The 13,035-nt window shown below is 47.3% G+C and carries 12 protein-coding genes; 2 read left to right on the top strand and 10 right to left on the bottom strand.

The window, feature by feature from the left end; translation table 11 throughout:
• Nucleotides 1–37: 37 nt before the first annotated feature.
• The 3 genes from phaC to ICN24_RS07925 form a co-directional block, all read right to left on the bottom strand.
• Nucleotides 38–1,660: a class I poly(R)-hydroxyalkanoic acid synthase gene (gene phaC / locus ICN24_RS07935; protein WP_216222761.1), complete on the bottom strand. Its 1,623-nt coding sequence runs from the start codon at nucleotides 1,658–1,660 to the stop codon at nucleotides 38–40.
• Nucleotides 1,661–1,790: 130 nt separating this feature from the next.
• On the bottom strand, nucleotides 1,791–2,546 hold the full coding sequence (gene pgeF / locus ICN24_RS07930) for a peptidoglycan editing factor PgeF (protein WP_216222759.1): 756 nt from the start codon (nucleotides 2,544–2,546) through the stop codon (nucleotides 1,791–1,793).
• A complete protein-coding gene (locus ICN24_RS07925; RefSeq protein ID WP_370623123.1) occupies nucleotides 2,543–3,589 on the bottom strand; it encodes an RluA family pseudouridine synthase in 1,047 nt (348 codons plus the stop codon). Before ICN24_RS07925 ends, pgeF begins: the two co-directional genes overlap by 4 nt.
• Nucleotides 3,590–3,609: 20 nt before the next feature.
• Between ICN24_RS07925 and ICN24_RS07920 the strand changes: the two genes are divergently transcribed.
• Nucleotides 3,610–4,494, top strand: coding sequence for an outer membrane protein assembly factor BamD (locus tag ICN24_RS07920; protein ID WP_216222757.1), 885 nt, complete (start codon nucleotides 3,610–3,612; stop codon nucleotides 4,492–4,494).
• Between the two features lie 106 nt (nucleotides 4,495–4,600).
• Here ICN24_RS07920 and alr read toward each other — a convergent pair whose 3' ends face one another.
• Entirely contained in the window at nucleotides 4,601–5,722 is a 1,122-nt protein-coding gene (gene alr, locus ICN24_RS07915) for an alanine racemase (protein WP_216859924.1), read from the bottom strand.
• Nucleotides 5,723–5,772: 50 nt separating this feature from the next.
• Here alr and lplT point away from each other — a divergent pair, with 50 nt between their 5' ends.
• Nucleotides 5,773–7,092: a lysophospholipid transporter LplT gene (gene lplT, locus ICN24_RS07910; protein WP_216222755.1), complete on the top strand. Its 1,320-nt coding sequence runs from the start codon at nucleotides 5,773–5,775 to the stop codon at nucleotides 7,090–7,092.
• A 54-nt stretch (nucleotides 7,093–7,146) separates the two neighbouring features.
• On the opposite strand, the gene ICN24_RS07905 is transcribed toward lplT, so the two are convergent.
• Genes ICN24_RS07905 through ICN24_RS07880 form a run of 6 tightly spaced genes read right to left on the bottom strand, consistent with a single transcriptional unit; the run spans nucleotide 7,147 to nucleotide 13,031 of the window.
• Entirely contained in the window at nucleotides 7,147–7,674 is a 528-nt protein-coding gene (locus ICN24_RS07905) for a DNA polymerase III subunit psi (protein WP_216222752.1), read from the bottom strand.
• Nucleotides 7,671–8,198, bottom strand: a complete 528-nt coding sequence (gene rimI, locus ICN24_RS07900; protein ID WP_216222751.1) for a ribosomal protein S18-alanine N-acetyltransferase — start codon at nucleotides 8,196–8,198, stop codon at nucleotides 7,671–7,673. Before rimI ends, ICN24_RS07905 begins: the two co-directional genes overlap by 4 nt.
• Nucleotides 8,195–8,932 (bottom strand): tRNA (adenosine(37)-N6)-threonylcarbamoyltransferase complex dimerization subunit type 1 TsaB, encoded by a 738-nt coding sequence (gene tsaB, locus ICN24_RS07895; protein WP_216859923.1) that lies wholly within the window; start codon nucleotides 8,930–8,932, stop codon nucleotides 8,195–8,197. The genes rimI and tsaB overlap by 4 nt, the downstream gene beginning before the upstream one ends.
• A gap of 30 nt (nucleotides 8,933–8,962) precedes the next feature.
• Entirely contained in the window at nucleotides 8,963–9,430 is a 468-nt protein-coding gene (locus tag ICN24_RS07890; RefSeq protein ID WP_216222749.1) for a VOC family protein, read from the bottom strand.
• 16 nt (nucleotides 9,431–9,446) lie between these two features.
• Nucleotides 9,447–11,471, bottom strand: a complete 2,025-nt coding sequence (gene accC, locus ICN24_RS07885) for an acetyl-CoA carboxylase biotin carboxylase subunit (RefSeq protein WP_216223081.1) — start codon at nucleotides 11,469–11,471, stop codon at nucleotides 9,447–9,449.
• Between the two features lie 27 nt (nucleotides 11,472–11,498).
• Complete coding sequence (locus ICN24_RS07880) at nucleotides 11,499–13,031, bottom strand: acyl-CoA carboxylase subunit beta (protein ID WP_216222747.1); 1,533 nt, start codon at nucleotides 13,029–13,031, stop codon at nucleotides 11,499–11,501.
• Nucleotides 13,032–13,035 lie beyond the last annotated feature (4 nt).

The raw sequence follows: 13,035 nt of genomic DNA, 5'->3' as shown, positions 1-13,035 counted from the left end.
TCCCCTTGTTAATGAGCTGCGTTAATTGTTGATCTGTTTATGCTGCTTTTTCTTTGACGTACACGCCTGGAGCAGCCTCCAGCTGTTTGTATTTAGCGTTACCAAAAGTCTTGCTCGCTGGCTTTTGTTCACCGCCAAATTGCTCAAGCCATTTGGTGTAGTTGGGCCACCAACTACCTGGAATTTGTTTCGCACCCTCTAGCCACTCTTCTGCTGTTGGGGCGATGGCATTATTTTCAAAGTAATAGCGTTTATTTTTAGCGGGTGGATTAATTACACCAGCAATATGACCCGAAGCGCCTAATACAAAGCGATTCTTACCCTTGAGGATGTGTGTCGATTCGTAAGCAGACTGCCAAGGAACAATATGATCCTCATGCGAAGCATATAAATAGGCAGGGCATTTAATTTTTCCCAGATCAATTTTCTCGCCACAAATAGTGAGCTTGCCCGGCTTGACCAAGTCATTTTGCAAATAGGTATGACGCAAATACCAGCAATACATATTGCCCGGCAAGTTGGTTGAATCCCCATTCCAATACAGCAAATCAAATGGCGGCGGAGAATTTCCTTTGAGGTAATTCTCTACAACATAGTTCCAAACTAAATCATTGGGGCGTAAGAATGAAAACGTATTGCCCAAGTCCAGGCCGGACATCATGCCGTAAGAGCCACCCTTACCGCCGATGGTGTTCTCGCGCATCTCGACCATGCCCTCATCAATAAAGACATCTAAGACACCGGTATTGGAGAAGTCCAGCAAAGTGGTAAAGAGCGTAAGGCTTGCAGCAGGATGTTCATCCCTTGCGGCTAATACAGCTAATGCCGATGTGGTGAGGGTTCCGCCTACGCAAAAGCCCAGAATATTAATCTTCTTAGACTCGCTAATATCTTTAACTACCTCAATGGCTTTAATCACACCTTTACCGACGTAATCTTCCCAGCTGACTTGCGCCATCGCAGCATCGGGATTTTTCCAGGACACCAAAAATACGGTGTGTCCTTGAGCAACCATATGACGCACCACGGAATTATCCGGCTGCAAATCGAGGATGTAATACTTGTTGATACATGGTGGCACCATCAGATATGGACGCTCAAATACCGTTTCAGTTAATGGCGTGTATTGAATCAACTCAAACAATTCATTCCGAAAAACGACATGACCTTCAGTGGTGGCGATGTTCTTACCTACTTCAAAGGCGCTCTCATCGGTTATCGAGACTTTCCCTTTTTTCATATCCCCCAATAAATTCACAATCCCTTTTTGAATGGATTGACCTTGGGTACTAATAATGTTTTCTAATACTTCTGGATTGGTAGCAATAAAATTAGATGGGGACAAAGCATCAATCATTTGCTCTGTTGTGAACAAAATCTTTTGACGTGATTTTTCGTCAGTTTCAACCGCTTTTGCAAGCGACATCAGATGCTTTGAATTGAGTAAATAGGTGGCCGCAATCACTTTGCTCCAAGAGGAATGCCAGGCCTTACCTGCAAAGCGACGATCTTTCACTTCAATCGCTTCTGGATTAGTGGCAATGTGCGCGAGCTCGGTAAAATATTCTTTCTGAATTTCTGCCAAGCGTTCCTGCGGAATTAATGCCATATGGTGTGGCGCCAAAGAAGGCGTTGCACCGGGATTCATGCCTGCAAACATAGTAGTCTCTTGAATTAAGTAAAGACATTCTCCATCCATAAGACCCATAGAGTTATACGCAATAACCCTAGCCTGAGGAATAAGCTAGTAGTAACCCTCACTAATTAGATGAATAAATCTAACTGTTGGGTCAGTCAATCCAAATGAAGCTAGCAAATCTACCAGTTACGCCATCACGACGATAAGAGAAAAATTGTTCAGACTGAGACACAGTACAAAAGTCACCGCCATAAATTGCTGTCACACCACTGGCCTCAAGTCGTGATCTGGCAAGCAAATAGATGTTGGCCAAATACTTTCCTGGCTTTTGATCGATCGCAATAAATGCGTTTGGTTTTACTGCTACTGGATGAGCATGAAAAGCATCAACAACATCCTGACCAACCTCAAATGCAGTTGGGCCTATAGCTGGACCCAGCCACGCGAGAATTTCATCTGCGGGAGACTGCGACGTTAGCTTTCTCATTTCGGCAATCGTGTTTTCTAATACGCCAGCACATAAACCCCTCCAGCCAGCATGGGCTGCCCCAATCACAGTGCCAAAACGATTCGCAAAAAGAACGGGTAAGCAATCAGCGGTCATGATGACCAATACATCATGGGGAATATTACTAACGCTAGCGTCAGCCTCCGCAATTCGCATTTGAGGTGTGCTGACTTTGGTGCCGTGAACTTGCTGCAACCAAATCGGCTCAGCAGGTAGTTGACTGCGAATATGCGCACGATTGATTTTGACATTGCGAGGGTCATCACCCACATGATCGCCCAAATTCAAGGATGCATAGGGACTTGGGCTGACACCACCAAGACGAGTGCTCACCAGCGATTGCACTGCAGTAACTACGGGCCACTGGGGCACGATAAACCCCTGCTCTATATCACTCATGAAGATGCGGGAATCTCGTGATGAATTGAGGCCAATGTGGCAGCCTCTTGCGGAAGGTCAGATTCCGTCATCCCTAGCTGGGGAATTAGCGTCATTAAATCTGTGGGTGGCAAGCGAAACCAGCTCACTAGCTCATGATGCACTGGGTGCTGCAAACTTAATGCAAAGGCATGTAAAGCTTGGCGCTCAAACGGCAAGGTCTTGGCAGCACCAGGGGTTTTTTTGCGATACACCGGATCACCCAACAAAGGAAATCCGAGGGATTCGAGATGGACGCGAATCTGATGCGTGCGACCTGTCTCCAGTCGACACTCCAGTAAGGCAACGGGTGACTCTAAAAACTCACCCTTAGCCAAACGTCGAAAGACCGTAGCAGCCGGCTTTCCCTGAGGCGAGCCAGCTGCCATTTTGAGTCGATCGCGTTGATCACGTCCCACAGATGCCAGCACTTTTCCCTGGCTTGGCGCATTTCCCCATACCCAAGCTAAATAACGTCTACCGACTGTTCTTTCTTGAAGTTGTCGCACTAAGGCAGTCTGAGCTTGTGCAGTTCGAGCAACTACCATCAACCCAGAAGTATCTTTATCAAGGCGATGCACTATGCCAGCGCGCGGCAGTGATTTGAGCTCTGGGTAACGAAATAGCAGTCCATTTAGTAAGGTGCCAGACCAATTGCCGGCAGCTGGATGCACCACCAATCCAGGGGGCTTATTGATCACAATGATCGAATCGTCCTCATAAACCACATCCAAAGGGATGTTTTCAGGACTAAAAGCAAATTGCTCCGGCATTTCCTGAGGAAATACCTTAATACTCTCACCACCCCTTAATAGATAGCGCGCCTTGGTCACCTTGCCATCCACCATGACAGCACCAGCTTCAACCCAGGTTTTGAGCCTATTTCGGGAATAATCCGGCAAAGACCCAGCCAGCACCTTGTCCAGACGTTCGCCGGCCATCTCCATGGGTATATCCAGGGAGATGAAATCCTCTTCATCGATATAATCAATGGGATTCGAATCAGGAGTTTGCGGCAATGCCACGCTTAAAGAGCCTTTCAGTTATGTCCGACGTAATATCAGACGCCAGTTTAAGGCTTACTGGGTCATCTGCGGCCCAAAGGCGATTTTCCCTCTTTAGCTTGGGTACATCTGCGCTAATCATTGCCTTTGTGAGCGCCCTACTGTTATCCGGCTGCGCGGGTAGTGATGGTCAAAAAGACGACACCGATATTTGGTCAGAATCGAAGCTGTACTCTGAAGCGACTGACAAACTCAATGATGCCGACTATGCCAAGTGCGGCAAATACTTTGACAAACTCGAGGCCCGCTTTCCTTTTGGACCTTATTCACAGCAGGCGCAAATTAATGCGGCTTACTGTTATTGGAAAGCACAAGAACAAGCACAAGCATTGGTGGCTATCGACCGCTTTATTAAGTTACATCAAGGCAGTCCTACTTTAGATTACGCCTATTACCTCAAAGGCCTAATTACCTTTAATGACGATTTGGGTTGGCTGGGTAAATTTACCGGTCAAGACCTGAGTGAGCGTGACCCTAAGGCTGCAAAAGAGGCGTTCGAATCATTTAAGGTTGTTGTTGAACGTTTCCCCGACAGTAAATACGCCCCTGATTCTTTGGATCGGATGCGCTATATCGTGAACTCGCTGGCTGAAGCGGATGTAATTGTGGCGCGCTTCTACTATCAACGCGGCGCTTACCTGGCTGCAGCCAATCGTGCTCAGCTCGTGATTCGGGACTACGACCGTGCCCCTGCCGTAGAAGAAGCGCTCTACATTCTGACGAAGTCTTATGAAAAATTGGGCATGACTCAATTGAGTAATGACACTGCACGGGTATTTAAACTGAACTTCCCGGATAGCCCAATGCTGGAAACTGGACAGCGTGTGCAAAAAGAGCGTAGATGGTGGCAGATCTGGAATAAGTAATACCTTACTGAAGATTGTTTTACCAATAAAAAATCCTCTACTGCTAGAGGATTTTTTATTTGGACATCACCAAAGTGGTGATCGCATCTTTTTGCAAGTGAGTACCCTACTTAATAGCAACTGGCACACGCGGCGCAACCGCACAAAGTAATTCGTAGCCAATCGTGTCACTACTTTGCGCAACTACATCTACTGGCACCCGATCGCCCCAGAGCTCAACAACACTACCAATTTTTGCTCCCGGAACATTGCGCAAATCCACCGTCAACATATCCATCGAAACTCTTCCGACGATGGGGCAAATGGCGCCGCCATTGCCAATCGCATCACCCACCCATACCGGCGTGCCATCCTTAGCATGACGTGGATATCCATCGGCATAACCGCAAGCCACAATACCCACCCGCATCGGCTCAGCCGCTTCATAGCGCCCACCATAACCAATACGATCACCCTTCTCGAGCTCTTGAATATCAATAATTTCGCTATGCAGCTGCATCACTGCCTGCAAATGTGCATGTTCAATATCAGAAAATAAACCCGTTGGAGAGGCGCCATAAAGCATGATGCCAGGGCGAACCCAATCACCTAACGTATTGCGATGCCAAAGAATGGCTGCTGAATTGGCCAAGGAAGTTGGCCCCTCTAGACCATCAATCGTTTGATTAAATAACTCGACCTGACTATCTACCGTTGGCTGTTGACCAATCTGATCTGCATTTGCAAAATGGGTCATGTGGTGCATCCGATAGCCGCAAGCATGCAAGCGATGAAATGCAGTGCGATAGGCGGATGGCTTGAATCCTAATCGATTCATGCCGGTATTCATTTTTAAAAATAGGTTAAAGGGAGAATGCCCTTTTTCTGCATAGTGCTCCAGCCATTCGAGCTGAGCGTCACAATGCACCACTAAATCACAATGCAGTTCTTGGGCAAGATCGAGCTCATTCTCATGAAAAAACCCCTCTAAGAGCAAAATGCGACCCTGCCATCCATGCTCCCTGAGCCAAACGGCATCTTGAATGTCCAATAAGGCAAAACCATCGGTGGCAGTAAGGCCTTTTAGGGCAGCATCAAAACAATGGCCGTAGGCGCGTGCCTTAATGACAGCCCAGATTTTGGACTCTGGAGCGAGCTCCCGCACCCGGTTTAAGTTATGCTGAAAGGCCTGTGTATGAATAGATGCCAAAATTGGTCTATTAATCAAGCCACTAGCTGAAGCACCCATATCCACCCCTCCTTTCATGTTTTAATTGCAGTAATGACTAGATTGTACGAATGAACCGTAGTTTTTACATCATTATGGCGGCGCAATTTTTTTCGTCGCTTGCTGATAACGCCCTGCTCATAGCAGCAATTGCCCTCCTGGTCCAGCTCAATGCTCCGGCCTGGATGACTCCTTTACTCAAATTATTCTTCGTATTGTCCTATGTTCTGCTGGCTGCCTTTGTCGGTGCTTTCGCAGATTCCCGCCCCAAGGGCAATGTCATGTTTATTACCAATACGATTAAATTTGTAGGCTGTGTGGCTATGCTTGTGGGCGGCCACCCTCTCCTGTCTTATGCCATTGTTGGACTGGGTGCGGCTGCGTATTCACCTGCTAAATACGGCATTCTTACTGAATTACTCCCGCCCGAGAAATTGGTAGCTGCCAATGGCTGGATTGAGGGTTTAACCGTCAGCTCCATTATTTTGGGAACGGTTTTAGGTGGTGTACTCATTAGTACAACGGTTTCTCAAACCTTGCTTGCTTTGGACGTTCCTAACATCACTACCGGGATTGATACACCCGCAGAATCAGCCATTCTCATCATCATGATGATTTATGTTGTTGCCGCGCTGATCAACCTGAAGATTCCAGATACGGGCGCGCGCTACGTTTCCCAAAAAACAAACCCGATTGCACTCATAAAAGACTTTGCGATTTGCTTTAAAACCCTGTGGGATGACCGCTTAGGTCAGATCTCTTTAGCGGTAACCACGTTGTTCTGGGGAGCGGGAGCCACTTTGCAATTTATTGTGATTAAGTGGGCTCAGGTTGCCTTACATATGAATCTGTCTCAAGGTGCTATTTTGCAAGCCATCTCTGCAGTAGGTGTGGCCGGTGGCGCCGTCTGGGCTGCTTGGCGCGTACCCTTGCGAAAGTCGCTCAATGTCCTGCCTTATGGCATTGCCATGGGCTTAGTGGTGTGTGTGATGGCAGTCTATAACTCTGACATGCTGCCTGATACTTCTATCCTATCGATTGGCAAGTTTCAGATTTCACTCAATCTATTGCCAGCCTATTTCTTATTGGTTTTGGTGGGTTGGCTAGCTGGCTATTTTGTTGTTCCGATGAATGCATTGCTGCAACATCGCGGTCACGTTCTAATGTCTGCTGGTCACTCGATTGCAGTACAAAACTTCAATGAGAATATTTCTGTATTAGTCATGCTCATGGTCTATTCATTATTGATCTGGTTAGATGCACCCATTCAAGCGGTAATCATTGGCTTTGGTGTGGCAGTTAGCATCATCATGTGGCTTGTGATTAAACGACATGAGCGCAATCAAGCTGAATATGACTCCATGCACTTGATTGGTGAGCACAAGCATTGAAAGCTGTTTAGCCCATTAAAACAGGGCTTTAGGGCCTATCAGACAATCAAACAATTAACTGTTTTGCAGTACAGATTTTGCCAGCAGGAGATCTTGCCAAAGCAAGGCTTTATCTTTGGTCCTGCTTGCTAATGCAGCCAAATCAAACGTAGCGACAACCGGAATTTCTTCATCGCCATTGGTATTTAAGGCAAGAATGGTTTCGCGTAGCTGAGGAAGAGGATCACGCTCACCGGTAATTTTTTGAGCTACCGACCCACCAAAAGCAAAAGCTACAACTGGCAGCCCGCTATCCGGAAGTGAAAGTTTGGATAAATCCTCATTAGCACTTTTCCAAGACCAGTCATGGCTAGAGAGACCTAGAACACGGATGATATTTTGGAACAGAATTTGCGCCTCACCCTGGGGCTGCGATCCAAAGAACCACCATTGCCCTCGCGAGATGGGCTCCCGAGGTTCTGAAGGCTCTGTATTGACAGGAGAAGCCTCTATCACGGTCACGCTTGATGTGGGCACCGCATCGCGAGACGTCCACTCGGTGATCCCCATCTCTTTCAAGAAGCTTGAATGTGTATTGCTCATGCCTCTAGCTTAATCGATTTGGCCATCACGATGGCATCTTCGCGAATGCCCGATTGAGGGTTAACAGGATAGTAGTTTTTCCGTAAGCCAATTTGCTCGTAACCCAGCTTTTGATATAAAGCGATTGCAGGGGTATTAGAGGGTCTTACCTCCAAAATAATGCGGGGCATTTGCTGTTGTGCTGCCACCCCTTCGATGGCCGCCATCATGCGTGAACCCAATCCGAATTGGCGCAATTTGGGTGAAACCGTAATGTTGAGGAGGTGCAACTCATCCACCGCTGGAAACAAGATGCAGTATGCCCAGAGTACCTGCGGGTCCAAATAAGAACCTGGTTGAAGGGCGCCTTGATCTGCTTGAGGTCGAATGCAATATGCCCAATGGCCTGCTGACAATGAATCTGAAAAATTACCCCTAGTCCAAGGGTGAAGGTGAGAGATGGACTCAATCGCTAGAACCGCATCTAGGTCGGCAACCTGCATTGGCATGAAAGAGAGTTCAGCCCTACCTTCAGAGGCATTCATGATGTGGCGCCTTTATTAAACAGCGCATTTCGCTCGTCTGTGGTTAACGCTACTTTATCCCGGACGTATAACGGTTCAAGGCGGTGAACATCTACTGCCAAATGATGTTTGAACATCTGTTTGGCACAAGACAAAATTCCCGAAGCAGATATTCCCAAATCGGCATCTTGAGCATCAATCGAAATATCCTCTTGGGCAAATAAACGTGTGCCATAGGCTTTGATTGCGCTTCCGGCTATATATTGAGCGCCAGAGAGGTCTATTTGCTCAGGTTTACACAGATAAATCTGACCTAGCCGTGTTGCACTAGAAGGATTGTTAGCATCATAGGCATATTTAGCCCAGTAAACCTCATCCATGCGAGCATCAATAGCAATCACAAAGTGCTTTGCTTGTAGCTGCAAGAATCTTGGCGAATGGATCACTTGGGCAGCAATTGCATCTAGACTTGCTACTGGCAAAACTGGCAGCTTGGAAGCAATTGCTAACCCTTGCGCGGCCGCAATACCCAAGCGCACGCCAGTAAAGGCACCTGGCCCAATACCGACGGCGATAGCATCCAGGTTTTCTAAGCGCAAGTTTGCTTGTGTGAGCAAATCATTGATCCACGGGAGCAATAGTTGGCTAGCGCCAGCCGACACTGACTCATGTCGAATCCGGGGGGCTTCCTCACCCAAAGATAAAGCCACCGAACACCACGCAGAAGAAGTGTCGATGGCTAATAGACGCGTCAATTCAAGCTCTTTAATTTAGTAAAAACTAAATTATGAACGCAATTCCGCAATGACCTCAGGAGGCGCTTGAACGAGCTCAATGAGAACGCCCTCCCCGCTGATCGGGAACTCATCATTACCCTTAGGATGCACAAAGGTAATGTCATAGCCAGCAGCCCCCTTACGAATACCCCCAGGGGCAAAACGCAAGCCATTTGCGGATAGCCATTCCACCGCTTTAGGCAGATCATCCACCCACAAACCGATATGGTTCAAGGGGGTTTGATGAACTGCAGGCTTTTTTTCGATATCAAAAGGCTGCATGAGATCAACCTCAATCTCATGCGCACCAGAGCCAATCGCGCAAATATCTTCATCTACGTTTTCACGCTCAGAAACAAAAGTGCTCTTGTATTCGAAACCCAACATATCAACCCAAAGCTTCTTGAGGCGATCCTTATTTTCCCCGCCAATAGCAATTTGCTGTATGCCGAGAATTTTGAATGGCTTAGCTGTCATGTACTGAATCACCTTCCTATTCAAAACGAATAATCAACTGATCAACTGCCAAGCTATCACCCTCTTTGGCGCAGATTTCAGCAACAACACCATCTTGGGCGGCAGAAATAGTATTCTCCATTTTCATTGCCTCAATAGAGGCCAATTTCTGACCGGCTGTTACCGCTTCACCGACTTTGACGGCAATCTTGGTTAACAAACCTGGCATCGGTGACATGACTAACTTAGAGGTATCTGGCGGCAACTTCACTGGCATACGCCGTTGCATCTCCGCACCTAAAGGACTTAGCACCATGCACTCATAGTGCGCGCCATCAAGGACTAGGTAAAATTTCACGCCTTTTCTTTCGACCTGGGCGGTGATTTTGCTAGTGCCATTAATCGTAGCGTGCAATGTCAGCTGACCCGGACGCCAGTTGCTGACGATATCGTAACGACTTACGCCATCTGCATCATCAATATAGACGGAATAAATTCCATCCTTCAACTCGATACGCACTGGCTCTTCGCATGGGTCTGCCATGGAGCCGCATTTCTTACCAGTGACTACAACAAATTTCTTTGCAATCACCATCTCATGGCCGGCCAATTGACCATCAATCATCTTGATATGCTCAAGGTAGCGATAGCGCATAAATGCAGCTAACGCAGCCAGACGCTTTGAATCAGCAGGCTGTACAGAATCTTTCTTGAAGCCCTCTGGATACTCTTCTGCAATAAACCCAGTAGTGAAATCACCGTTCACAAAGCGCGGATGCTGTAACAATGCGGCCTGGAAAGGAATATTGGAATGAATGCCACGAATGACAAAGTCATTCAAAGCGGCGCGCATCTTGTCGATCGCTTCGCTGCGATCTTTACCATGCACAATCAACTTCGCAATCATCGAGTCGTAATACATAGGGATTTCTCCGCCCTCGTATACGCCCGTATCTACACGCACCCCATTCACAGACTCTGGAGGACGGTATTTCACCAAACGTCCAGTTGAAGGCAGGAAGTTGCGGAACGGGTCATCCGCATTGATACGGCACTCCATAGACCAGCCATCCAACTTCACATCTTCTTGCTTAAATGCCAGCTTTTCACCAGCAGCAATCCGAATCATTTGCTCAACTAAATCCAAGCCAGTAATGCTCTCAGTGACAGGATGCTCAACTTGTAGGCGGGTATTCATTTCCAAGAAGTAGAAAGACTTGTCTTTACCCACCACAAATTCAACAGTACCAGCAGACTGATAATTCACCGCTTTGGCAAGTGCAACAGCCTGTTCGCCCATCGCTTTTCGGGTCGCAGGATCAATAAAAGGAGATGGAGCTTCTTCAATCACTTTTTGGTGACGACGCTGAATGGAGCAATCACGCTCATTTAGGTAGACCACATTGCCATGGGAATCACCCAAGACCTGAATTTCAATATGGCGAGGGCCTTCGACAAACTTCTCAATGAAGATGCGGTCATCGCCAAAGCTATTCATTGCCTCGGTCTTACATGCAGCAAAACCTTCAGCAGCTTCTTTATCATTAAATGCGACGCGCAAGCCTTTGCCGCCACCGCCGGCAGATGCCTTGATCATGACTGGGTAACCAATACCCTGAGCAATTTTCACCGCCTCTTCATTGGTGTCAATCGCTTCGTTATATCCCGGAATAGTGTTGACCTTAGCCTCTAAAGCCAACTTCTTAGAAGCAATTTTGTCACCCATCGCAGCAATAGATTGATGCTTAGGGCCAATAAAGACAATTCCTTCCTCTTCGCAACGCTTAGCGAATTGCTCATTCTCAGACAAGAATCCGTAACCAGGATGCACTGCTTGGGCGCCGGTATCTTTGCAGGCCTGAATAATGCGATCCATTACCAGGTAGGATTCACGAGAAGGTGCAGGTCCAATACAAATCGCCTCGTCAGCCATTTGCACATGACGCGCTTCTTTATCCGCCTCTGAATAAACGGCGACTGTCTTAATACCCATCTTCTGGGCAGTTTTCATTACACGGCAAGCAATCTCGCCGCGGTTAGCAATCAAAATTTTCTTAAACATTTTCGTAGTCATAATGTGTCAGCGCCTTTACAGAGGAATATTGCCGTGTTTACGCGCAGGATTTTTTAAATCTTTATCTTTGAGCATTGCCAATGAACGCGCAATACGCTTGCGGGTTTCGTGCGGGAGAATCACGTCATCAATATAGCCACGACGGCCTGCAACAAAGGGGTTTGCAAATTTAGACTTGTATTCAGCTTCACGAGCGGTAATTTTTTCTGGATCCGACTTTTCTTCACGGAAGATAATTTCAACCGCCCCTTTAGGACCCATCACCGCAATTTCAGCAGAAGGCCAAGCAAAATTCACGTCGCCACGCAAATGCTTAGACGCCATCACGTCATAAGCACCACCATACGCTTTGCGGGTAATTAGGGTTACCTTAGGTACTGTGCAGTCTGCATAGGCGTATAGCAATTTGGCACCATGTTTAATGATGCCGCCGTATTCCTGCGCAGTACCAGGCATAAAGCCTGGAACGTCAACGAGAGTGACTACCGGAATATTGAAGGCATCGCAGAAGCGAACAAAACGCGCAGCTTTAATGGAGGCCTTAATATCCAAACAGCCCGCCAAAACCAGTGGCTGATTAGCTACGATGCCAATAGAGCGACCTTCCATCCGGGCAAAGCCAATCACAATATTTTTGGCATAGTCTGGCTGCAACTCAAAGAATTCACCATCATCGACAATCTTCTCAATCAACTCTTTCATGTCATATGGTTGATTTGGATTAGATGGAACCAAAGTATCCAAAGAAAAATCGGGTTCTTCTGTGCGGTTGGCGCCCTTAATCAAAGGCGGCTTTTCGCGATTAGAGAGTGGCAAGTAATTGAAAAAACGACGCAACATCATAATGGCATCTACATCGTTTTCAAACGCTAAATCACAAACGCCCGAAACGGTGGAGTGCGTGACCGCACCACCCAACTCTTCAGAGGTGACATCCTCATGAGTCACTGTTTTAACGACTTCAGGACCAGTAACGAACATGTAAGAACTGTCTTTCACCATGAAGATGAAATCCGTTAAGGCTGGGGAATACACCGCGCCACCTGCGGATGGGCCCATGATTAGGGAAATTTGTGGAATCACGCCAGAAGCCGTGACGTTACGCTGGAATATCTCTGCATAACCACCCAAGGAAGCAACGCCTTCTTGAATACGTGCACCACCGGAGTCATTCAAACCAATCACTGGCGCACCGACTTTGAGCGCTTGATCCATGATCTTGCAAATCTTTTCTGCATGCGCTTCAGATAAGGAGCCACCCAGAACTGTGAAGTCTTGTGAGAAAACAAATACCAAGCGGCCATTAATCATTCCGTATCCAGTGACCACGCCATCGCCAGGAACGGTTTGGTCGCCCATGCCAAAGTCATGACAACGGTGCTCGACAAACATATCCCACTCTTCAAAAGTGCCAGCATCAAGCAGTAGTTCTATACGCTCGCGGGCAGTCAATTTACCCTTTGCATGTTGCGCTTGAATACGCTTTTGGCCGCCACCCAAACGGGCTAGCTCGCGCTTTGCTTCCAGTTGTTGAATGATTTCCTTCATTACC

The organism is Polynucleobacter sp. UK-Kesae-W10 (assembly GCF_018881575.1).
Lineage (GTDB): Bacteria > Pseudomonadota > Gammaproteobacteria > Burkholderiales > Burkholderiaceae > Polynucleobacter.
This window is presented reverse-complemented; position numbering and strand designations above follow the sequence as displayed.

Coding starts and splice junctions, on each gene's coding strand:
- phaC (WP_216222761.1), bottom strand. CDS start 1,660: ATGTTTGCAGGCATGAATCCCGGTGCAACGCCTTCTTTGGCGCCACAC.
- pgeF (WP_216222759.1), bottom strand. CDS start 2,546: ATGAGTGATATAGAGCAGGGGTTTATCGTGCCCCAGTGGCCCGTAGTT.
- ICN24_RS07920 (WP_216222757.1), top strand. CDS start 3,610: ATGTCCGACGTAATATCAGACGCCAGTTTAAGGCTTACTGGGTCATCT.
- alr (WP_216859924.1), bottom strand. CDS start 5,722: ATGGGTGCTTCAGCTAGTGGCTTGATTAATAGACCAATTTTGGCATCT.
- lplT (WP_216222755.1), top strand. CDS start 5,773: ATGAACCGTAGTTTTTACATCATTATGGCGGCGCAATTTTTTTCGTCG.
- ICN24_RS07905 (WP_216222752.1), bottom strand. CDS start 7,674: ATGAGCAATACACATTCAAGCTTCTTGAAAGAGATGGGGATCACCGAG.
- rimI (WP_216222751.1), bottom strand. CDS start 8,198: ATGAATGCCTCTGAAGGTAGGGCTGAACTCTCTTTCATGCCAATGCAG.
- ICN24_RS07890 (WP_216222749.1), bottom strand. CDS start 9,430: ATGACAGCTAAGCCATTCAAAATTCTCGGCATACAGCAAATTGCTATT.
- accC (WP_216223081.1), bottom strand. CDS start 11,471: ATGTTTAAGAAAATTTTGATTGCTAACCGCGGCGAGATTGCTTGCCGT.
- ICN24_RS07880 (WP_216222747.1), bottom strand. CDS start 13,031: ATGAAGGAAATCATTCAACAACTGGAAGCAAAGCGCGAGCTAGCCCGT.